Below are 20969 nucleotides of genomic sequence, written 5' to 3'. Positions count from 1 at the left end.
AATTGTGCATATGGACAGTTGCTAACCAAAAAGGCGGTGTAGGGAAAACAACCACGACCGTTACTCTAGGTGGCCTTTTAGCGCAAAGAGGAAAAAGAGTTCTGCTGGTTGATACGGATCCTCAAGCGTCCTTAAGTTACTATTTCGGTATTAATTCAGAGGAACTTAATGCTTCTGTTTATGATGTATTTACTCAAGCTAGTTCGTTGACTTTCGATAGTGTAATGAATTGTTTGTGTCCAACAAAACTAGATAGTTTGTTTATACTTCCTGCCACTATGAATGTTGCAACGTTAGACAGAAAGTTAGGCGCAAAAAACGGTATGGGGTTTGTGTTAAAAAATGCATTGAAGTTAATTGAAAATGAATTTGATCATGTGATCATCGACTGCCCACCGGTTTTAGGTGTACTAATGGTCAATGCTTTGGCTGCTTGCCAACGAGTGATTGTACCCGTTCAAACCGAATTCTTAGCCCTTAAAGGTTTAGACAGGATGATGCATACGCTTGAAATCATGGGTAAAACCTTATCTAAAGAGTTCAATGCCGTCGTTGTTCCAACAATGTTTGATAAACGGACTAAAGCTGCGCTGGATGCGCACGATAAACTAAATGAAGATTATGGCAATATATTGTGGGAACACACAATTCCGATTGATACTCGATTTAGAGACGCGAGCCAAGCGCAGTCTCCAGCGTCGGTTACGTTTCCTAAATGTCGAGGCGTGTTTGCATACAAGCGACTACTAAAAGAATTAGAGAGTAAGGGATAATGAGCAAGCCAAACCGTTTTGCAAATGAAGAAGTAATGGAAGATTACTTGGGGAGTTTGTTGTCAGAAAATAATGTCTCAGATGAAACCGGCTACCTAGAACAAAAAAAAGCGGTTGCTGAGAAGCTGTTAACTGAATCGCAATTGATAGATACGCCGGTAATAAAAGCTGAGCGTGATGTTTCTGTTCCTGAGTTAGAAGTAGAGCAGACTTCTGAGGAAATAGGTACTCAGCCATTAATCAAACATGATATACCCATTGCTGAGCAGCTCGAAGAGAATTTCCAAGCACTTTTTTTTGAAGTCGCAGGGCTGACATTGGCAGTTCCTCTGGTAACCCTTGGAGGAATTCATCAAGTTGATAATGTGAGTCCATTGTTTGGAAAACCGTCTTGGTTTAAGGGTGTGATGTTGCATCGTGATGAAAAATTAAATGTTGTAGACACCGCAAAATGGGTAATGCCTGAAAAAATCACGCAAACTTTGGAAGAGGGGTTACACTATAGTTATCTGGTTATGCTTGCCGAGAGTACTTGGGGCTTAGCGTGCGAGAAGTTAGTTGATACCGTGTCATTAAACAAATCTGATGTTAAATGGCGTGAGAATGATAAAAAACGTCCATGGTTGGCCGGTATGGTAAAAGAAAGAATGTGTGCTTTAATTGATGTTTATCAGTTAGTATCTATGCTTAACAAAGGATTGAACAGCGATTCACAAGACTAAGTGGGAGCCGAATAAATGAGTGACGATAGAAATACGAATCCAGCAACCGACAATAGCGATGAAGTATTACAGTGGGTAACGTACTGTTTGGGTGAAGAAACCTACGGTATAAATGTAATGCAAGTGCAAGAAGTGTTGAGATATACCGAAATAGCACCTGTGCCAGGCGCGCCTGATTACGTGCTGGGAATTATTAATTTGCGGGGTAATGTTGTTACCGTAATTGATACTCGAACACGTTTTGGTCTGTCGTCTAGTGATATCACTGACAATACACGAATTGTAATTATTGAATCTGATGAGCAGGTTGTCGGTATACTCGTTGATAGTGTAGCAGAAGTGGTTTACTTACGTTCTTCTGAAATCGACAGTGCACCAAATGTGGGTACTGAAGAAAGTGCTAAATTTATTCAAGGTGTATCTAATCGCGATGGTAACCTATTGATATTGGTTGACCTGAATAAACTTCTTAGTGATGAAGAATGGGAAGAAATTAGTAGTTTATAAGAACCTATTTTGACTTTTACAATGACTCAAATGATTAGCGTAGGAGCACTGATTGCTACTGCGCTATTTGTGTTTATAGCGATGATTGTAGGGTTAAATAAAAAGTTAAAACGGATTACTACAGAACAGACTAGCGCAGCGCAGTTGATTGCTAAAAATAAAATGGCATATCAAATCTTGCTGTCTCGTCTCGACGAAGCTGAAGCAAGCATCCATACCCTACATAAAATAATCCAACCATTACCTGAACAAATAAATCAGTTAGAGGGTACGTTGAGAGAGCAGCTTTCTCAGGATCCTCAAGTCAAGTTGTATCAAAAAGCAGCCGCTATGGCTAAACAAGGCGTTGGGGCAGAAGAAATAGCTCAAGCCTGTGACTTACCTGTCGCCGAAGTCAGTGTTTTAATTTCTCTACACACTTAATTAACCTGAATCCTGTTTAAGAAACGTCGCTCAATTCTAGCAGCACCGAGTGTCAATATTAAAATTAGCACTTTCAAACAAACGCTTGTACCACTCCTTAAACGGGAGTCAATCTTATTAGATTTAAGATGTTTAGACGTCTAGACGTAAATAAATTGACAACTAGTGTAATTTTATTTAGTGTTGTGCACCGTTTAAATTCAGAGTCATACTATGCCTATACGAGTTCCTGAAGCACTTCCTGCGCAAAAGCTGTTACAGCAAGAAAATATTTTTGTTATGGATAGCGCTCGTGCAGCAACGCAGGATATTCGTCCGTTAGAAGTGGGTATACTGAATTTAATGCCCAATAAAATTGAAACTGAACTGCAATTATTGCGTTTGCTTTCAAATACGCCTTTACAAATCAATGTCGATCTTATTCGTATTGATTCCTGTGCGCCTAAATATACACCGCAATCCCATATGGACGCTTTTTATACACTGTTCGATGATGTTGCCTATAAACAATATGACGGTCTTATTATTACAGGTGCGCCATTGGCGCTAATGCCTTATAACGAGGTCAAATATTGGGATAAAATAGCAGCGGTGTTTGAATGGACAAAAAGACATGTTCAATCCACTCTCTATTTATGCTGGGCAGCTCACGCCGCTATGTACCATTTCCATGGCGTAAATAGAAACCTGAGGAAAGATAAATTATCAGGGGTATTCTCCCACCGCGTACCACAACCGCAAAATGAACTGGTTCGTGGATTTGATGATACATTCTGGGCGCCGCATTCGCGCTTTGGTGAAATATCCAGTCAAACATACAACAGTATTGATGGCTTAAATGTACTTGCCGAATCACCAGAAGCTGGCGCTTATTTGGTTGCGTCGTCAGATAAACGCACCGTATTATTAACTGGGCACCCTGAATACGATCCTGAAACCTTATCTGAAGAATATGCCAGAGACACCGCTGAAGGATGTAATCCAACACTGCCAAAGCATTATTTTGTTGATAATGATCCAACGAAAAAACCAATAGTAAATTGGCGCTCGCACGGAAGCTTACTGTATAGCAATTGGTTAAATTATTATGTGTATCAAAACACGCCTTATGATCTTAATACGTTAAGCAAAACGGGTAATTAGAGGTAGCAATGAGTTTCGATTTTTCAACTTTAGCCGCTGATCGTATTCTTATATTAGATGGTGCAATGGGAACAATGATCCAATGCCATAAATTAGAAGAAGAAGACTACCGAGGCGAACAATTTTCAGATTGGCATTGTGATGTGAAGGGCAACAACGATTTACTCGCGATAACACAACCAGAAATCATCAAACAAATTCATTGCGATTATTTAGCCGCGGGTGCTGATATTATTGAAACGAATACCTTCAATGCTACGACAATTGCTATGGCAGACTATGATATGGAATCTTATTCCAAGGCAATCAATGTCGCTGCCGCAAAGCTTGCGCGAGAAGCTGCAGATGAATACACAGCTAAAACACCGAATAAACCTCGCATCGTAGCTGGGGTTTTAGGCCCGACTAACCGTACTGCGTCTATTTCTCCCGATGTAAATGACCCTGGTAAGCGCAATGTTACATTTGACGAATTAGTTGAAGCTTATGTGGAATCTACCTTGGCCCTTGTTGAGGGCGGGGTAGACTGCATTATGCTAGAAACTATTTTCGACACCTTAAATGCAAAGGCCGCAGCATTCGCAGTTGATACTGCTTTTGAACAATTGGGTAAAAAGTTACCTGTGATGATTTCTGGCACCATTACAGATGCGTCAGGGCGTACCTTATCTGGACAAACAGCAGAGGCATTTTATTACTCATTGCGTCATGTCGAACCAATTTCTTTCGGTTTAAACTGTGCATTGGGGCCTGATACACTCAGACAATATGTAGATGAAATTTCTCAAATAGCAGACTGTTTAGTATCCGCTCACCCGAATGCTGGTCTACCTAATGAATTTGGTGAGTACGATATGACCGCAGAAGAAATGGCGTTTCATATTAAAGAGTGGGGTGAGAGTCAATTAGTGAACATTGTTGGCGGTTGCTGTGGTAGTACGCCAGAACATATTGCACAAATTGCCGATGCAGTTTCAACATTAGCACCTCGTTCTATACCAAAAATAGAAACGAAAATGCGATTGTCTGGTTTAGAACCTTTTGTTCATTAAGGCGGAAAAGTGAGTACAGAGTTTTCTACATTTATTAATGTCGGTGAACGTACAAATGTTACGGGTTCCGCTAAATTTAAACGCCTTATTCTTGAAGGTGACTACGAGGCTGCACTTGATGTTGCAAAACAACAAGTAGAAAACGGCGCGCAGATTATTGATATCAACATGGATGAAGCCATGTTGGACTCAGTTGAGGCCATGTCTACATTTTTGAATTTAATTGCGTCTGAGCCTGATATTAGCCGGGTTCCTATTATGATTGACAGTAGTAAATGGGACGTAATCGAAGCTGGCTTAAAGTGTGTGCAAGGTAAAGCCATTGTGAACTCGATTAGTTTGAAAGAAGGAAAAGAAAGCTTTCTTCATCAAGCAAAATTGATTAAACGTTATGGTGCAGCAACGGTTGTTATGGCATTTGACGAAACAGGTCAAGCCGATACAAAAGAACGGAAAGTGGAAATATGTCAGCGTAGCTATAAAGTGCTCACTGAAGAAATCGGCTTTCCACCTGAAGATATTATTTTTGATCCGAATATTTTCGCAGTGGCGACCGGTATCGAAGAACACAATAATTATGCCGTAGACTTTATCGAAGCCACGCGTATTATTCGTGAAACATGTCCTCATGCCCATATTTCTGGCGGGTTATCTAACATCTCTTTTTCCTTTCGTGGCAATAACCCAGTAAGGGAAGCCATGCATTCCGTATTTTTGTACTACGCCATTAGGGCGGGTATGGATATGGGCATAGTTAATGCGGGTCAATTAGAAGTTTACGATGAAATACCAAAAGAACTGCGGGACGCAGTAGAAGACGTTATTTTAAATCGCAATGATGGTGCAACTGACGCGCTTTTAGAACTCGCGCCGAAGTATCAAGGCGATGGTAAGGTTCAAGCTAAAGAAGACCTCACATGGCGAGAGCAGGATGTGAATAAACGCCTTGAACATGCGCTTGTAAAAGGTATTACCGACTACATCATTGATGATACTGAAGAAGCAAGGTCACAGGCTGAAAAGCCTTTGCATGTTATTGAAGGTCCATTGATGGACGGTATGAATGTAGTAGGTGACCTATTTGGCGAAGGAAAAATGTTTCTTCCTCAAGTGGTAAAGTCAGCACGGGTTATGAAAAAAGCGGTGGCATATCTGCAGCCCTATATTGAAGATGAAAAATCTGGTGACGTTAAAAGTAATGGAAAAATTTTACTTGCTACAGTAAAAGGTGACGTGCACGACATTGGTAAGAATATTGTGGGCGTGGTGCTGCAATGTAATAACTTTGAAGTTATTGACATGGGAGTTATGGTACCCGCAGCAACGATATTGAAAACCGCTAAAGATGAAAATGTAGACATGATTGGCTTGTCTGGCCTTATTACTCCTTCTCTTGATGAGATGGTGTATGTGGCAAAAGAAATGCAGCGCCAAGACTTTCATTTACCCTTGTTAATTGGCGGAGCGACAACATCAAAAGCACATACTGCTGTTAAAATTGAACAAAATTATGACCACCCCGTAGTGTATGTTCCCAATGCCAGCCGTGCTGTAGGGGTATGTCAAAAACTACTGAATAAAGAGTCTCGAGATGTGTTTTCAAAACAACTCGATACTGAATATGAAAAAGTGCGTGAGCAGCACGCTAGAAAACGGCCGAAATCAGCAGCTGTATCCTTACAAGATGCCCGTGAAAATGCGTTCTCTCCCGATTTTGCTACGCTACCGGTTACCCCTAATAAATTAGGCGTAACTCCTATTAGTGTAGAGTTGAGTGAACTTCGCGATTATATTGATTGGACACCTTTTTTCTTAACATGGTCGTTAGCTGGGAAGTATCCCCGTATTCTTAATGACGATGTAGTGGGGGAAGAAGCCCGCTCTTTGTTTGCGGATGCTAATGTCATGCTAGATGCCGTGATTAAGGATAAGAGCTTAACTGCTAAAGGCGTTATCGGCTTGTTTGCGGCTAACCGTGTTGAAGATGACGTAGAAATCTATACGGATGATAGTCGTGAGAATATACAAGCAGTGGGGCACCATTTACGTCAACAAACTAAGAAAGATAAGTTCTCAAACTATTGTCTAAGTGATTTCATTGCGCCTAAAGAAAGTGGCATTCAAGATTATATCGGTGCCTTTGCTGTTACTGCGGGTATTGGTGAAGATGATTTAGCAAAATCTTTTGAAGAGCAAGGTGACGATTACAATGCGATTATGGTGAAAGCCATTGCAGACCGATTAGCCGAAGGCTTTGCAGAGTACCTTCATGAACAAGTTCGTAAAGTGTATTGGGGTTATGCTGCTGATGAAGACCTCGACAATGACGCGTTAATTCGAGAAAAATATCAAGGTATTCGTCCGGCACCGGGTTATGCGGCGTGCCCTGAACATTCAGAAAAACAAACTATCTGGAACTTATTAGATGCAGAAAAGCATACTGGTATGAAGTTAACCGAGAGTTATGCCATGTATCCTGGCGCATCGGTTTCTGGATGGTATTTTTCTCACCCCCAAGCTAAGTATTTTGCGGTTGCCAAAATTCAGCGAGACCAACTTGAAAATTATGCTCAGCGAAAAGGTTGGTCATGTGAAGATGCTGAACGCTGGCTTGGTCCTAACTTGTAGCAATTCATCAAGTGTCGATTTATTGAGACCAGTAGTGTTGAGACGTTTTTATAGTCTGGTAGACTCGAAGCGAAAACAATAACTACAAAACTTAATAAGGGCGACAAATGCGAAACAAATTCAATATTGTAGCACTCTCAGTGAGTGCTATTCTTCTTTCTGGCTGTGGGCAAAAATCTACAACAACCGAATCTACTAAAGCAGAAAGCCAAACAGCAGTAGAGTCTGTAGCTGCATCATTATCTGCTGATGAACAGGCCAGTGCATTTTTTGAGAAAGTATTTAACGAAAGCGTAATGCGAAGCCCAATGACCCAGAGTTTTCTTGGGATAAAAGAGGATCAAGATAAGTGGGATGATTTATCTGACGCATTCGCACTAGAAACCCTTGAGATCGCAAAAGCGAATCTTCAAGAGATGGATAAGATTGATACTTCAGCATTATCCCCCCAGGTTTTAGTAAGTTATACCATGATGAAGCAAAATCTCGAGCAAGAGATAGAAGACTTCAAATGGCGTGATCACAACTATCCAGTGAATCAAATGTTTGGTATTCACTCTCGCGTACCGGCGCTGCTTATTAATCAACACCCAATTAGTAGTGAAGATGATGCCCTGGATTATATTTCTCGTATTAATAAAGTAGATGAACTTTTAGACCAAGTCATTGATGGTCTTAAAAGTAGAGCTGATAAGGGCATTATTGCGCCAAAATTTGTATACCCCTATGTGATTAGCGACAGTAAAAACGTTATAAAAGGCGCGCCGTTTGATGATGGCGACGATAGTACGCTTCTTGCTGATTTTAAAAGTAAAATTAAAGATTTGGATATTGCAGATGATAAAAAATCTCTGCTAGTTGAAAAAGTCAGTGAAGCGCTATTATCTTCATTCGGCCCTGGATATGTAAAACTTATAGACACCTTGAACTTGCTAGAAAAGCGCGCTGATACCAATGATGGTGTATGGAAATTCCCTGAAGGAAGTGAATTTTATAACGTGCGCTTAGCACGAATGACCACCACGGATAAAACAGCTGCAGATATTCATGAAATAGGGCTAAGTGAAGTGGCTCGTATTCACAATGAAATGCGAGTGATCATGAAAAAAGTAGGCTTTGAAGGGAGCCTTCAAGAATTTTTCAATTTCATGCGTTTTGATGAACAGTTTTTCTATGGCGAAACGGCTGAAGGTAAGCAGCGTTATTTGTCTGAAGCGACTGCAATTATCGAAGATATGAAAGGTCGATTAGATGAGCTGTTTTTGGTGAAGCCTAAGGCTGAACTTACTGTGAAAGCCGTTGAAGCGTTTCGTGAGAAGTCCGCCGGTAAAGCGTTTTATCAAAGACCATCTCAAGATGGCACGAGACCGGGTATTTATTACGCTAACCTTTATCGGATGAGTGATATGCCTGTTTATCAAATGGAAGCATTGGCCTACCACGAAGGTATCCCTGGGCATCACATGCAACTAGCCATAGCTCAAGAATTAAGAGGTATCCCAAAATTTCGTAAATTTGGAGGCTACACTGCCTATATTGAGGGGTGGGGGCTTTATTCTGAATATTTGCCTAAAGAGATTGGCTTATACGAGGACCCATACTCTGATTTTGGCCGCTTAGCGATGGAGTTGTGGCGAGCGTGTAGACTTGTTGTTGATACTGGAATTCATGAGATGAAATGGACCCGTGAAGAAGGTATCGATTATTACGTAAATAACACACCAAACCCTAAACCGGATGCGGTTAAAATGGTAGAACGTCATGTGGTAATGGCGGGGCAGGCAACAGCGTATAAAATTGGTATGCTGAAAATTTTAGAACTCAGAGAAAAAGCACAATTGGCACTTGGAGATAAGTTCGATATTCGCGAATACCACGACGTCGTGCTTAAAAACGGCGCTGTGCCGTTAAATATTCTTGAAGATTTTGTTGATGAATATATCAGTAGCAAAGGCTAATTTATAAAGGCGTTTAAGCTGCAGCTAACAACTGCAGCTTTTGCTTTCTTATTGTGCCCATTTTTTCGGAGAAGTCCCTTCTTTCTTCGAAAACACTCGAGTAAAACTAGAGCTATTTTCATAACCCACACGTTGGGATACCTCAGATACTGTAAGCCCTTTTTTTAAGAGGCTTTTGGCTAAGTTTATCCGCCAATCAGTCAAATAATTCAATGGTGTTTGGCCAACTAAATTGTGAAACAACTCAGCAAACTTTGCACGTGACATAGAAGCTTCAGTTCCTAACGATTCTACACTCCATGGCTTCTCTGGTTGGTTGTGAATGGCAGTTAATGCCTTAAATAATTGTGGGTGAGCTAGGCCGTTCAATGCCCCGGGAGCCAACGTATTGTTTTTTAGCGTTTCTCTTAACAACTGAATAATCAAGATATCACATAACCTATCCATAACTAGTTTACCTCCATTCAGCTCAGAAAACGCTTCTTCAAATAGCCAGGTTGCAGTCTGACCTAGCTTAGATGTAGGGTCGTCTAAAGGAAGATTAACAAAACTTGGCATTGAGTGTGTTATCGGGTTGTGGGATTCATTCTTGTAGTTAATCGTCGCGCACACTAATTCGACATTAGAGCCTGGCTCGGGAATTAATCTATGATGGCTTTCTTTAGTAAAAAAAAGCACACTGGGTTTAGTAATTTTATGTTGCTGTTTGTTACTGTCAATAACGGTTAAAACACCAGACTGGACAGTGTGTAAATGGCCGCATAAATTTGAAGATTGCTTAAATTCACTAATACTGCAAAGGTTCCCGCTGAAAAACACATCGGCATTAAATGAAAAGTGTTGAAAGGCAGAAGAAAGTTTGTCCACGGGCTTTATAATTAGTTTTCTAGACGAATTGTAGCTAAATATAGATTATGTGTGATGATTAATCTAATAAATACAGTAGTATTACTGACAGTTCAAGGCGTTAGTCATAAGATGACCGTAGCAAATTAAGCCTACTTGGGGTGCTACACTTATCTTCTTTGGTACGGTTTGTTTATTACAACGATTTTTTAGGGGTTAGAGTTTAATCATGACAAAATCAACAGCGTCTAGCTCATTTAAGGTCACGCCTTTATTGTTAAAGCGATCGTTAATAACAATGCTCTTGGTTGGGACGGTTTTAAACTTGATAAATCAAACTGATGGCCTGTTAGGGAATGCACCATTAAATGTATTGAACTTACTTTTGACGTATTTGGTTCCGTTTTTAGTATCGATTACATCGGGTTTGCTAACCTTAAAAGAATGCCAAGATGAGCACCGAAGAGATGAGTAAATAGGTGAATGTATTCGAACAATTAGGAGCAATAGGCTTTAGCTTACCATTTTATCTTATGTGTGTTTATTAACCTGTTTTGATTGGCAATGTCGGCTAACATATCGCTGTTGAAAGGAAGCGTGTTGATTGCACTTTGGTAATAGTGCTCTATTGCAACGCATTCTCTTTCTAAAAAATCAGATATTGCGCTGTGAAAACGTTGATCGCTAAGTACATGACAAGATGCACATACCCAGGGCTCGAAACCTCTTAGTAACTTATGTTCTCCCTGAGTACCGGGATTGAATATTGGCAACGAGTTTTCAATAGCAAATTCTATTCCTTGGTAGTAGCAACACTCGAAGTGCAAACCGTCAATATCATCCAGTGATCCCCAATAGCGACCAAATAATCCAGTATGATCATAAAAGAACAAAGCCGAGCCTTTAAAGCCTGATTGGTCACTTGCGACAACTAGCAAAATTTGTTCTTTCATTTGTGTAAAAATTCGTTCGAAAAATGATTCGGTCAAATAGCCGGCGTGCCCACTGCGTTTTAGATAGGTCTGCTGATAGCAAAGATAAAATTCTTTTTGTATTTCCCGAGTGATTGCGTCTCCTGTTAACCGTTGAATTTTCAGGCCTCGTTGTGCTTTTAACCGTTCTTTGTTAATGGTTTTCCTTTTTCTTGATTTGAAGGTGGATAGGTAATGTTCAAAACTAGTAAATTTGCGATTTTGCCATTGAAACTGCACTGAGTACCTAGGGAGTCCAGATAGTGTTAGTAAGCTTTTTTGTTGTTCTTGAGTGGTAAAGAGCCAGTGGTACGAAGAAACATCATTTCTATTTTTCAAATGAGTGTCGATAGCGCTCAAACATGAGGCGAGCTTATCTTGTTTCGCCAAAATTCGTTTACCTGTTACTGGAGTAAACGGAATAGCGCCGATCCATTTCGGGTAATAATCTAAACCGTGTTGAGCGTATGCATTTGCCCAAGCGTGATCAAATACATATTCACCATAACTGTGGGTTTTAATATAGCCCGGAACAGCGGCCACTAAAGTAGAAGTTGTGTCATAAACGGCTAAATAGTTTGGTTGCCACCCAGTATCATTAACTATTGAATTGTTGATAGAGCCACTTAATTCCAAGGCCTCCAAAAAATGATAGGATAAAAATGGACCTGCATCATTGGCAAGCGAATCCCAGACGGCCTGCTCAAAATCAGTGATACTGGCGTGCTGTTTTACAATAAGAGACAAGGGTTTTACCTTAAAAATACAATAAAAAACACGTCATACTATGACCGAAGATAAATACAAAGTCATTCGCCATACGTTCGCGTATTTGGTGATTTAGTAAAGTGGGTGATTTTTACAAATGAATAGAGCTTAAAATTGAGAGATTAAAGCTAGATTATTTAAAAATGGTAACCCATACTTTTTTCATATATTATTCTTAAAATATCAATCGATATCCGCAAAAAACAGGCTGTTTGAGTTAGCCATTAATGTAATTTTATGAAGCATTAGACACAGTAGTAGCAACTTTATTTTTTACAAAATGTAGTATTGAAATGAAAATAGCGATTTGTTTTTTTGGCATCACACGTTCTCTCAAGTATACGATTGGCAATATTGAAAAGAATATAATCAAGCCTGCATCAGAGCTTGCAGAGGTTAAGCTTTTCGGGCATTTTTTCAACCAAAAACATGTTGTTAATTCGCGTAGTGGAGAGAATGAAAAGCTCAAAAGTGACGAATTTAAGTTGTTGAAGTTAGATGAAGTCATATTGGAAGAACCCGATGAATTTTTGCCTAATACTACTTTTGAAGCCTCAAAAACGTATGGCGATAACTATGACGATGATTTTACATCCCTTAGAAACCTATACCACCAACTTTATTCATTAAAGCGAGTAACCTTATTGGCCGAAAAGTGGCATGCCGATATTGTTATTTTTGTTCGCCCAGATTTAATGTATCACGATTCGTTTTATACGGATATCAAACGAGCTCTTACATTAAAGGACGGTGTATTGTTACCAAATTGGCAGCACTGGAATGGCTACAACGACAGATTTGCGATTGTATCTGGGGAAAATGCAATCGCAAGTTATGGCAAGCGTTTTCATAAAACCTTGGAATTCTCTATACAAAGTAATGCTTCGCTCAATAGTGAAGCACTTTTAGAGTTTGCATTAAAAGAAAATAAAGTTGGCAATTTCAAACTAAGAGCCTCAAGAGTTAGAGCTAATGGTGAAATGAAGTCTGAGTGCTTTTACCACCAGAACCTATTGTCATTCCAGAATAGAATAGCGAATTTATTGAATATCTCGTTTGATAATTTTGTTCTCATGACATTCACTAAAATTATGCAGAGAGTTTTGTTTGGTAAGAGCGAGCTTTGATCTCAACGGTTTTATACAAAACGTAACACAACAAAAAGTATAGAAAATTAGTCTTAGCATGACTGAAGATAACCAAAAACTCATTCGCCATACATTGACTCATTTACTTAGTCGTCGTGAGCATGGCTTTAATGAACTACTATTAAAACTAGAGCAAAAAGGCTTTGAGCAAGAGGATATTTTGCCTGTTTTGGAGAAATTTAAGCAAGCTAATATTCAGTCTGATTCTAGATTTGCAGAAATGCATTATCGATCTGGCATCAACAAAGGCCAAGGGAAAACGCGTATAAAAGAGGTCCTAAAGCAGCATAAAATAGATGATTGTGACGCGTTGGCAGGCTTCAGTGAAATTGAGGTTGATTGGTTCGAACTCGCTTGGGTTGTGAAGTGTAAAAAGTTTGGCGAATTACCTCCTAAAGATGCAAAAGAAAAAGCCAAACAACAACGTTTTCTGTTGTATCGAGGTTTTTCCTACGAGCAGATTGAACACGCACTGACAAATGAGGTCAATTCGTGATACCTTAACGCCAGAAATCGTCAGTACTCTAGCACTAAGGACTACTTACTTAATGACACTCTCTACAGCAGAACTTCGCAACGCTTTTTTTAGCTACTTTGCTAGCAATAATCATCAGCAAGTGAGCAGCTCATCATTGGTTCCTTCCGATGATCCAACATTGTTATTTACGAACGCCGGAATGAACCAATTTAAAGATGTGTTCTTAGGCAAAGAAAAACGCTCATATACACGAGCCGTAAGCTCTCAGCGTTGTGTTAGAGCTGGCGGGAAGCACAATGATTTAGAAAATGTGGGTTACACCGCTCGTCATCATACTTTCTTTGAAATGCTCGGTAATTTTAGTTTCGGCGATTACTTCAAAAAAGAAGCTATTCAGTTTGCATGGTCATTTCTTACTGAAGAGTTAAAGCTGCCAAAAGAAAAATTATTAGTCACAGTTTACTCCGAAGACGACGAAGCGTTTCGCATTTGGCAAGACGATATCGGCATACCAGTAGAAAAAATTATCCGTATTAGTACCTCAGACAACTTCTGGTCAATGGGCGATACAGGCCCATGTGGACCTTGTTCCGAAATTTTCTACGACCACGGTGAGCACATTTGGGGAGGACCTCCAGGTTCACCTGAAGAAGACGGTGATCGTTTTATTGAAATATGGAACTTGGTTTTCATGCAATTCAATAAGCAAGCCAATGGTGACATGCTGCCATTGCCATCCCCGTCTATAGATACGGGAATGGGGCTTGAGCGTATTTCTGCAATATTACAAAACGTACACAGCAACTATGAAATAGATTTGTTTGTAAACTTAATTGATGCCGCAGCGTCAATTATCGGGACGCAAGACAAAGAGAATAAATCTTTACGAGTTGTTGCCGACCACATTCGCAGTTGTGCGTTTTTAATTTGTGACGGTGTTATGCCGTCAAATGAAGGCCGTGGTTATGTGCTAAGGCGTATCATTCGCCGTGCTGTGCGCCATGGGTACAAGCTAGGAGCCAGCGATATCTTTTTCTACCGCCTAGTAGAACAATTATGTAAAGAAATGGGTGAAGCCTACCCTGAAATTGTCGAACAACGACCTGTTATCGAAAAAGTATTAAGAGTTGAAGAAGAGCAGTTCAGTAAAACCCTTGAAAGAGGAATGGTTATCTTAAATGAAGCCATTGAACAACTCACTACAGATACCCTGTCTGGCGATGTGATTTTCAAACTTTATGACACCTATGGTTTCCCTGTAGATTTAACCAATGATGTTGCCCGTGAGAAAAACATAAAGCTAGATGAAACCGGTTTTGAATCTGCAATGCAGGCACAGCGTCTACGTGCGCAAAAAGCCTCTAATTTTGGCGTGGATTATTCCTCTAATGTGGCTGTGGAAAGTACCACTGAATTTGTTGGCTATGACGCGTATTCTGATGAGTCAGATATTCTCGATATTATTGCTGGTCAAGAAAAAAGCCAACAGCTTGAGGACGAAGAAGAGGGCATTATAGTTCTAGCTAAAACTCCATTTTATGCTGAGTCAGGTGGACAAGTTGGTGACACAGGAACACTGCGAAGCGGAGACAGTACGTTTTTAGTAAAAGACACTCAAAAACTAGGTAATGCATTTGCTCATCGTGGTGTTGCTAAAGGTAAATTTGTTGTGGGTGACAAAGTTACCGCTACAATTAATAACGAAAACAGAGAAGCAATAAAGCGAAACCATAGTGCAACACATTTATTGCATGCAGCTTTACGTGAAGTGTTAGGTGAACACGTCACGCAAAAAGGTTCTCTTGTTGACGACCAAAAACTGCGTTTTGATTTTTCTCATTTTGAAAGTATCACTGCTGAAGAGTTATCGTTAATCGAGCAGCGAGTTAACGAGGAAATACGAGCAAATCATCCCTTAGAGACTCAATTGATGGAGTTAGAGGAAGCTAAAGAGTCTGGTGCTATGGCGTTGTTCGGTGAAAAATATGACGAAAAAGTGCGCGTAGTATCTATGGGCAAATTTTCAGTTGAGTTATGCGGGGGAACCCATGTGAGTTCAACAGGGAATATTGGTCTGTTTGTGCTAACTAGCGAAAGTGGTATTGCTTCCGGTATTCGTCGCATAGAGGCAACCACGGGGAGTCAGGCTCTCAAAATTGTTCAATCACACAATGCGATTCTGAAACAATCAGCAAGTTTGTTGAAAACTGACTTAGACTCTGTCGCACAAAAGGTAGAATTATTACAAAGTCAATTGAAACAAACTGAAAAAGCGTTGTCGAAACTAAAAGATAAGGAAGCAAGCCAGCAGGGAGCCGACCTTCTTTCTAGTAAAGTAGGTATTAATGGCATCGATGTGTTGATTGCTAAGCTTGACGGCGTAGAAACGAAAGCACTGCGCCCTATGATGGATGATTTGAAAAACCGTTTAAAACAAGGTGTGGTAGTTCTAGGCACTGCAAATGATAGTAAAGTAGGCCTTATCGCAGGTGTAACGAAAGATTTAACAAACAAAGTTAAGGCTGGAGATTTAGTCAACTTTGTTGCGGCTCAAGTAGGTGGTAAAGGTGGTGGAAGGCCTGATATGGCCCAAGCTGGCGGTGATAAACCAGAAAATTTAGCAGCTGCGTTAGATAGCGTTAACGAATGGTTGAAAGATAAGCTATAATTGAACGGTCTAGTTGCAAGAAGATAAACAATACGAAAGTATCGGTAGAGGTATAAATTTGGGTTTGAGTCGTGTCAAATTCATATTGATATCAGGATGCTACAATTAATGGAACAATAGGAGCAAAATAATGCTTATATTAACACGCCGCGTAGGCGAAACTCTAATGGTTGGTGACGAAGTGACAGTTACGGTATTAGGTGTAAAGGGTAATCAAGTTCGCATCGGAGTTAACGCTCCTAAAGAAGTCTCTGTGCATCGTGAAGAAATTTACATGCGTATTCAGGCTGAAAAAACGGGTCAACCTATTTCTACCGATAATAATGGTAACCAGTAAAATATACGCTAGCTTATAGCCTGTATTTTAAGCAATTCTTTGCGTTTGTTTAATTTAACAGCAAGCGCACTGTTTAAGTTTAAAAAAGCGTTGACTTCCCTTACTTAATCAGTAGAATTCGCTCCCACATTCCGGAGAGGTGGGTGAGTGGCTGAAACCAGTTCCCTGCTAAGGAACCGTACGTTAATTCGTACCGAGGGTTCGAATCCCTCCCTCTCCGCCATTGTTTTGTTTATTGCGCGTGCGTAGCTCAGCTGGATAGAGTACCTGGCTACGAACCAGGCGGTCGGAGGTTCGAATCCTTCCGCACGCGCCAACAAACAATGCGTGTGTAGCTCAGCTGGATAGAGTACCTGGCTACGAACCAGGCGGTCGGAGGTTCGAATCCTTCCACACGCGCCAATTAGAAAAACCGCTCTTTGAGCGGTTTTTTTATGCCTGAAAGAGAATAAAATTTCAAGTTTAATGAATAATTAGGCGTTTAAGGCTGTTATTTGTTAATATGCAGCTTGAGATTTGCATATGAGTAGTTTGCGGACTACGCCAGTTTTTCTAAAATACAGTAAATTGAGGACATTTCATGGCTCAGGAACTTGTTACTTCACAACTTACCGAAGCGGCATCCTTGATGTTTGTTGGTATGCTTGTTGTGTTTCTTTTTCTCGCTTTGCTAATTGCAGCAGTTAACGGATTAAGCTGGTTGTGCTCATTATTTCCAGAACAGAGTTCAGATGATGTTTCCGCTGCAACTTCTAGTGTTTCTAATGCTCAATCAGAAGCAGAAAAAGAAATCTCGAAAGAGCATATTGCGGCCATAAACGCTGCTTTTGCCATGCACCTTAAGAAATAAGACGAAAACGAGGATCTATTATGACTCAACCTTTAGCGATTACAGAGCTAGTATTGCGCGATGCGCATCAATCGTTGCTAGCCACGCGTTTGCGCCTTGAAGATATGCTTCCTATAGCGGAAGCATTGGATAAAGTAGGATATTGGTCCGTTGAATCTTGGGGTGGTGCGACGTTTGATTCTTGTATTCGTTATTTAGGTGAAGATCCGTGGGAGCGTATTAGGCAACTAAAGGCGGCAATGCCAAATACCAAGCAGCAAATGTTACTAAGAGGTCAAAACCTTTTGGGCTATAGACATTATGCTGATGATGTAGTGACTAAGTTTGTTGAGCGTGCACACACTAATGGTGTGGATGTTTTTCGTATTTTTGATGCGATGAATGATGTTCGAAACCTTAAAACTGCTGTTGCCGCCACTATTGATTGTGGTGCTCATGCTCAAGGTACGTTGTCATATACAGTAAGCCCAGTTCATAATTTGCAAACTTGGCTTGATATGGCTAAACAAATTGAAGACTTAGGTGTGCATTCTATTTGTATAAAAGACATGGCAGGATTACTTAAGCCATACGACTGTGAAGCTCTGGTTAAAGGCTTGAAAGAAACCGTAAGTGTTCCTATCGCGATGCAATGTCATGCTACAACAGGGCTGAGTACAGCAACCTATCAAAAAGCCATTGATGCGGGAATTGATATTCTCGACACAGCAATTTCACCAATGAGTATGACTTATGGTCATACTGCAACAGAAACGATTGTGTCTATACTGGAAAACACCGCTAGAGATACAGGGTTATCATTAGAGCAGCTTGAGCCAATCGCATCTTATTTCAGAGATGTACGTCAAAAGTATGCGCAGTTTGAAGGAAGTTTAAAAGGCGTTGATGCTCGTATTTTGCTAGCGCAAGTTCCTGGTGGCATGTTAACTAACATGGAAAGCCAGCTGAAAGAGCAAGGGGCTGAAGACAAGTTCGAAGAAGTGTTAAAAGAAATTCCTCGAGTTCGTGAAGATTTAGGCTTCATTCCATTAGTTACCCCAACATCTCAAATTGTTGGTACTCAATCTGTGCTTAACGTACTTACTGGTGAACGGTATAAGAGTATATCGAAGGAAACCGCCGGTGTGTTGAAAGGCGAATACGGAAAAACAGCTGCACCAGTTAACGCTGAACTCCAAGCAAAAGTACTCGACGGAAAAGAGCCTATTACTTGCCGTCCTGCTGATGTGCTAGATGATGAGTTTGAAAAGCTAACTGAAGAGCTCACTGAGTTATCAAAATCTGAATCTTTTACTTTTGCAGATGAAAAAGTCGATGATGTACTGACGTATGCACTGTTTCCACAAATTGGGCTTAAATTTCTCCAAAATAGAAACAACCCAAGTGCATTTGAAGACGCACCAATATCTGCACAGAACACCACTGTAACAGATGTATCTGAGGCGGGTTCAGAATTAGGGCAATACGACGTTACTGTGGATGGCAAAGCCTATAAAGTTGCTATTGGGCCTACTGGGTCGTTAGCGAGCATAGACGTTGCTAGTCCAAGTGTGAGCACGCAAACCGCAACGCCACACGTTGCAGCCACAACAGTAGCATCTAACACCATTAATTCACCTCTGGCTGGAAATGTATTCAAAGTTTTGGTTTCTCCGGGACAAGCAGTCGCTGAAGGTGACGTAGTTGTCATTCTAGAAGCTATGAAGATGGAAACTGAGATCAGAAGTGCGTATACAGGCACAGTTGCATCGGTTGTTGCTAAAGAAGGCGACAGTGTGTCTGCTGGTCAACCTTTACTGACTTTGGGGTAATAAATGGAAAAGTTAGAAATTTTATGGCAAAGCACGGCTTTTCCTCATTTCATACTAGGGCAAGTTATTATGATGATTGTGGGGTGCGGTTTACTGTACCTAGCCATTGTTAAAAAGTTTGAACCCCTATTATTGTTTCCAATTGGTTTTGGTGCACTTTTAACGAATATTCCGTTAGCGGGCTTTAGCGAAGTCGGTGGGTTACTACATTACATTTACCATATTGGTATCGATACTGGGGTTTTCCCTTTACTTATATTTATGGGTGTTGGTGCTATGACAGATTTCAGCGCCCTTATTGCTAACCCTCGAGTTCTACTGTTGGGTGCCGCGGCCCAGTTTGGTATTTTTGCAACGTTATTTGGTGCAATTGCATTAAATTTTGTGCCTGGGTTTGAATTTTCTTTAAGTGATGCGTCGGCAATTGCCATAATAGGCGGGGCGGATGGGCCAACTGCGATTTTCTTAGCCTCTAAGCTTGCACCAGATCTTCTGGGTGCAATTGCTGTCGCTGCTTATTCATATATGGCATTGGTGCCTATTATTCAGCCACCAATCATGAAATTACTGACTTCTGAAGATGAAAGAAAAATCGAAATGGAGCAGCTCAAAATTGTTTCTAAAAGAGAAAAAATACTCTTTCCGCTGGCGGTTCTATTGTTAACGATTTTATTCTTACCCTCAGCAACACCGCTAGTAGGTATGTTTTGTTTTGGCAACTTGATGAAAGAAAGCGGTGTAGTCGACAGGTTATCTAATACTGCTCAAAACGAACTTATTAATACCGTTACTATCTTTTTAGGTTTGGCTGTGGGTTCAAAGTTATCCGCTGAGAAATTTTTAACGGTAGAAACATTAGGCATTTTGGGATTGGGTGCGATTGCGTTTGCGATTGGCACGGCGGCTGGTGTGTTAATGGCAAAAGTACTAGCGAAATTTAGTAGTACGCCAATAAACCCTCTTATCGGTGCCGCAGGCGTATCAGCAGTGCCTATGGCGGCTCGTGTAGTGAATAAAGTGGGATTGGAAGCTAACCCCCAAAACTTCTTATTGATGCATGCTATGGGGCCTAACGTAGCTGGTGTACTCGGTTCAGCCGTTGCCGCTGGAATATTACTTGCGCTAGTAGGTTAATCCGTTAAGGTTTGTTGAGGAATCAAGGACTGATAGGATGTTATCAGTCTTTTGGTGACATCGTGTTTAGGCCAGCGAAAAATGGTTTCTGTTTTTCCTATTTCTACGGCTTTTCCCTTATCTAAAACCATCACATTGTCCGCGATGTGCCTTACAATTCCAAGGTTGTGGCTAATAAAAATAAAGGAAAGCCCTAATTCATCTTGTAGCTTTAATATAAGATTGATGGTCTGCGAACGTATTGATGGGTCTAAGGTTGCAAAAGGCTCATCTGCTACAAGTACTTTCGGTGATAAAATAATCGCTCTAGCTAATGCAATCCGTTGCTGTTGTCCGTCTGACAACATGTGCCTATAGAAGTGCAAATGTTCCCGTAGTAAGCCAACCTGTATTAACGTTTGTTCAATTAGAAAAACTCGCTCTGTAGCAGACAATGATGTATTTCGTATTAATGGCTCTTCTAATATTTTTTTAACGGATAACGACGGGTTGAGGGTATGACTACTAAACTGAAACATCATTCGAATTGCTTTTTTACGTTCACGGCTATCACTGCGTACTCCGTGTAACACAATATTCCCTCCGCTAAGCTTAGTCGCACCAACTAGAATCTTGGCAAGAAGTGATTTACCCGACTGGTTCTCACCAATGATGGCCAAAGACTTTCCTTTTTCAACCGTAACCGAAATCGGCCCAAGTTCGAATTTGGTTTTATTTGATATGTGATAAAGCTCGTTGACAATCAAAGCCAT

19 protein-coding genes and 3 tRNA genes are annotated in these 20969 nt (G+C 40.6%); 19 read left to right on the top strand and 3 right to left on the bottom strand.

Annotated features, from left to right (window positions below; genetic code table 11):
- Window positions 1-2 precede the first annotated feature (2 nt).
- From J3L16_RS05880 to J3L16_RS05845, 8 genes are all read left to right on the top strand, one after another.
- Window positions 3-773, top strand: coding sequence for a ParA family protein (locus J3L16_RS05880; protein WP_207612134.1), 771 nt, complete (start codon window positions 3-5; stop codon window positions 771-773).
- Window positions 773-1495 carry a chemotaxis protein CheW gene (locus J3L16_RS05875; protein ID WP_207611966.1) on the top strand — a complete coding sequence of 241 codons (723 nt, stop codon included), beginning with the start codon at window positions 773-775 and terminating at the stop codon, window positions 1493-1495. The genes J3L16_RS05880 and J3L16_RS05875 overlap by 1 nt, the downstream gene beginning before the upstream one ends.
- 15 nt (window positions 1496-1510) lie before the next feature.
- The gene (locus J3L16_RS05870) at window positions 1511-2002 is read left to right on the top strand and encodes a chemotaxis protein CheW (protein WP_207611965.1); all 492 of its coding nucleotides are present in this window, start codon (window positions 1511-1513) and stop codon (window positions 2000-2002) included.
- A 21-nt stretch (window positions 2003-2023) separates the two neighbouring features.
- Window positions 2024-2425, top strand: a complete 402-nt coding sequence (locus tag J3L16_RS05865) for a DUF2802 domain-containing protein (protein ID WP_207611964.1) — start codon at window positions 2024-2026, stop codon at window positions 2423-2425.
- A gap of 213 nt (window positions 2426-2638) precedes the next feature.
- Window positions 2639-3568, top strand: coding sequence for a homoserine O-succinyltransferase (gene metA / locus J3L16_RS05860; protein WP_207611963.1), 930 nt, complete (start codon window positions 2639-2641; stop codon window positions 3566-3568).
- Between the two features lie 8 nt (window positions 3569-3576).
- Window positions 3577-4620, top strand: coding sequence for a homocysteine S-methyltransferase family protein (locus tag J3L16_RS05855; protein ID WP_207611962.1), 1044 nt, complete (start codon window positions 3577-3579; stop codon window positions 4618-4620).
- A gap of 9 nt (window positions 4621-4629) precedes the next feature.
- Complete coding sequence (gene metH / locus J3L16_RS05850; protein ID WP_207611961.1) at window positions 4630-7248, top strand: methionine synthase; 2619 nt, start codon at window positions 4630-4632, stop codon at window positions 7246-7248.
- 107 nt (window positions 7249-7355) lie between these two features.
- On the top strand, window positions 7356-9206 hold the full coding sequence (locus J3L16_RS05845) for a DUF885 domain-containing protein (protein ID WP_207611960.1): 1851 nt from the start codon (window positions 7356-7358) through the stop codon (window positions 9204-9206).
- A 48-nt stretch (window positions 9207-9254) separates the two neighbouring features.
- On the opposite strand, the gene J3L16_RS16530 is transcribed toward J3L16_RS05845, so the two are convergent.
- Complete coding sequence (locus J3L16_RS16530) at window positions 9255-10073, bottom strand: AraC family transcriptional regulator (RefSeq protein WP_207611959.1); 819 nt, start codon at window positions 10071-10073, stop codon at window positions 9255-9257.
- Window positions 10074-10281: 208 nt separating this feature from the next.
- On the opposite strand from J3L16_RS16530, the gene J3L16_RS05835 reads away from it, so the two are divergent.
- Entirely contained in the window at window positions 10282-10527 is a 246-nt protein-coding gene (locus J3L16_RS05835) for a hypothetical protein (RefSeq protein ID WP_207611958.1), read from the top strand.
- Window positions 10528-10570: 43 nt separating this feature from the next.
- Here the strand turns inward: J3L16_RS05835 and J3L16_RS05830 are convergent, their stop codons facing one another.
- A complete protein-coding gene (locus J3L16_RS05830; protein WP_207611957.1) occupies window positions 10571-11770 on the bottom strand; it encodes a peptidogalycan biosysnthesis protein in 1200 nt (399 codons plus the stop codon).
- Between the two features lie 314 nt (window positions 11771-12084).
- Between J3L16_RS05830 and J3L16_RS05825 the strand changes: the two genes are divergently transcribed.
- The 10 genes from J3L16_RS05825 (at window position 12085) to J3L16_RS05780 (ending at window position 20217) form a co-directional block, all read left to right on the top strand.
- Window positions 12085-12918 (top strand): hypothetical protein, encoded by an 834-nt coding sequence (locus J3L16_RS05825; protein ID WP_207611956.1) that lies wholly within the window; start codon window positions 12085-12087, stop codon window positions 12916-12918.
- 58 nt (window positions 12919-12976) lie between these two features.
- Window positions 12977-13435 (top strand): regulatory protein RecX, encoded by a 459-nt coding sequence (locus J3L16_RS05820; RefSeq protein WP_207611955.1) that lies wholly within the window; start codon window positions 12977-12979, stop codon window positions 13433-13435.
- 52 nt (window positions 13436-13487) lie between these two features.
- Window positions 13488-16085 (top strand): alanine--tRNA ligase, encoded by a 2598-nt coding sequence (gene alaS / locus J3L16_RS05815; RefSeq protein ID WP_207612133.1) that lies wholly within the window; start codon window positions 13488-13490, stop codon window positions 16083-16085.
- Between the two features lie 130 nt (window positions 16086-16215).
- Window positions 16216-16422, top strand: coding sequence for a carbon storage regulator CsrA (gene csrA, locus J3L16_RS05810; RefSeq protein WP_207611954.1), 207 nt, complete (start codon window positions 16216-16218; stop codon window positions 16420-16422).
- Between the two features lie 133 nt (window positions 16423-16555).
- Window positions 16556-16645, top strand: a tRNA-Ser gene (locus tag J3L16_RS05805).
- 16 nt (window positions 16646-16661) lie between these two features.
- Window positions 16662-16738: transfer RNA gene (locus J3L16_RS05800), tRNA-Arg, on the top strand.
- A 9-nt stretch (window positions 16739-16747) separates the two neighbouring features.
- Window positions 16748-16824: transfer RNA gene (locus J3L16_RS05795), tRNA-Arg, on the top strand.
- A 178-nt stretch (window positions 16825-17002) separates the two neighbouring features.
- Entirely contained in the window at window positions 17003-17272 is a 270-nt protein-coding gene (locus J3L16_RS05790) for an OadG family transporter subunit (RefSeq protein WP_207611953.1), read from the top strand.
- A 20-nt stretch (window positions 17273-17292) separates the two neighbouring features.
- Window positions 17293-19083 carry a sodium-extruding oxaloacetate decarboxylase subunit alpha gene (gene oadA, locus J3L16_RS05785; protein WP_207611952.1) on the top strand — a complete coding sequence of 597 codons (1791 nt, stop codon included), beginning with the start codon at window positions 17293-17295 and terminating at the stop codon, window positions 19081-19083.
- Between the two features lie 3 nt (window positions 19084-19086).
- Window positions 19087-20217 (top strand): sodium ion-translocating decarboxylase subunit beta, encoded by a 1131-nt coding sequence (locus tag J3L16_RS05780; RefSeq protein ID WP_207611951.1) that lies wholly within the window; start codon window positions 19087-19089, stop codon window positions 20215-20217.
- Here J3L16_RS05780 and J3L16_RS05775 read toward each other — a convergent pair.
- Window positions 20214-20969, bottom strand: coding sequence for an ATP-binding cassette domain-containing protein (locus J3L16_RS05775; protein WP_207611950.1), 756 nt, complete (start codon window positions 20967-20969; stop codon window positions 20214-20216). The genes J3L16_RS05780 and J3L16_RS05775 overlap by 4 nt on opposite strands.

The sequence above is a fragment of the Alteromonas sp. 5E99-2 genome, from assembly GCF_017368475.1.
Taxonomy (GTDB): domain Bacteria; phylum Pseudomonadota; class Gammaproteobacteria; order Enterobacterales; family Alteromonadaceae; genus Alteromonas_F.
The sequence above is the reverse complement of the archived record's forward strand: the minus strand, read 5'-3'. Positions and strand labels throughout refer to the sequence as shown.

What these genes read in the sequence shown, in the direction of transcription:
- J3L16_RS05875 (WP_207611966.1), top strand. Translation starts at nt 773, where the DNA reads ATGAGCAAGCCAAACCGTTTTGCAAATGAAGAAGTAATGGAAGATTAC.
- J3L16_RS05870 (WP_207611965.1), top strand. Translation starts at nt 1,511, where the DNA reads ATGAGTGACGATAGAAATACGAATCCAGCAACCGACAATAGCGATGAA.
- J3L16_RS05865 (WP_207611964.1), top strand. Translation starts at nt 2,024, where the DNA reads ATGACTCAAATGATTAGCGTAGGAGCACTGATTGCTACTGCGCTATTT.
- metA (WP_207611963.1), top strand. Translation starts at nt 2,639, where the DNA reads ATGCCTATACGAGTTCCTGAAGCACTTCCTGCGCAAAAGCTGTTACAG.
- J3L16_RS05855 (WP_207611962.1), top strand. Translation starts at nt 3,577, where the DNA reads ATGAGTTTCGATTTTTCAACTTTAGCCGCTGATCGTATTCTTATATTA.
- J3L16_RS05845 (WP_207611960.1), top strand. Translation starts at nt 7,356, where the DNA reads ATGCGAAACAAATTCAATATTGTAGCACTCTCAGTGAGTGCTATTCTT.
- J3L16_RS05835 (WP_207611958.1), top strand. Translation starts at nt 10,282, where the DNA reads ATGACAAAATCAACAGCGTCTAGCTCATTTAAGGTCACGCCTTTATTG.
- J3L16_RS05825 (WP_207611956.1), top strand. Translation starts at nt 12,085, where the DNA reads ATGAAAATAGCGATTTGTTTTTTTGGCATCACACGTTCTCTCAAGTAT.
- J3L16_RS05820 (WP_207611955.1), top strand. Translation starts at nt 12,977, where the DNA reads ATGACTGAAGATAACCAAAAACTCATTCGCCATACATTGACTCATTTA.
- alaS (WP_207612133.1), top strand. Translation starts at nt 13,488, where the DNA reads ATGACACTCTCTACAGCAGAACTTCGCAACGCTTTTTTTAGCTACTTT.
- csrA (WP_207611954.1), top strand. Translation starts at nt 16,216, where the DNA reads ATGCTTATATTAACACGCCGCGTAGGCGAAACTCTAATGGTTGGTGAC.
- J3L16_RS05790 (WP_207611953.1), top strand. Translation starts at nt 17,003, where the DNA reads ATGGCTCAGGAACTTGTTACTTCACAACTTACCGAAGCGGCATCCTTG.
- oadA (WP_207611952.1), top strand. Translation starts at nt 17,293, where the DNA reads ATGACTCAACCTTTAGCGATTACAGAGCTAGTATTGCGCGATGCGCAT.
- J3L16_RS05780 (WP_207611951.1), top strand. Translation starts at nt 19,087, where the DNA reads ATGGAAAAGTTAGAAATTTTATGGCAAAGCACGGCTTTTCCTCATTTC.
- J3L16_RS05775 (WP_207611950.1), bottom strand. Translation starts at nt 20,969, where the DNA reads ATGGCTTTGATTGTCAACGAGCTTTATCACATATCAAATAAAACCAAA.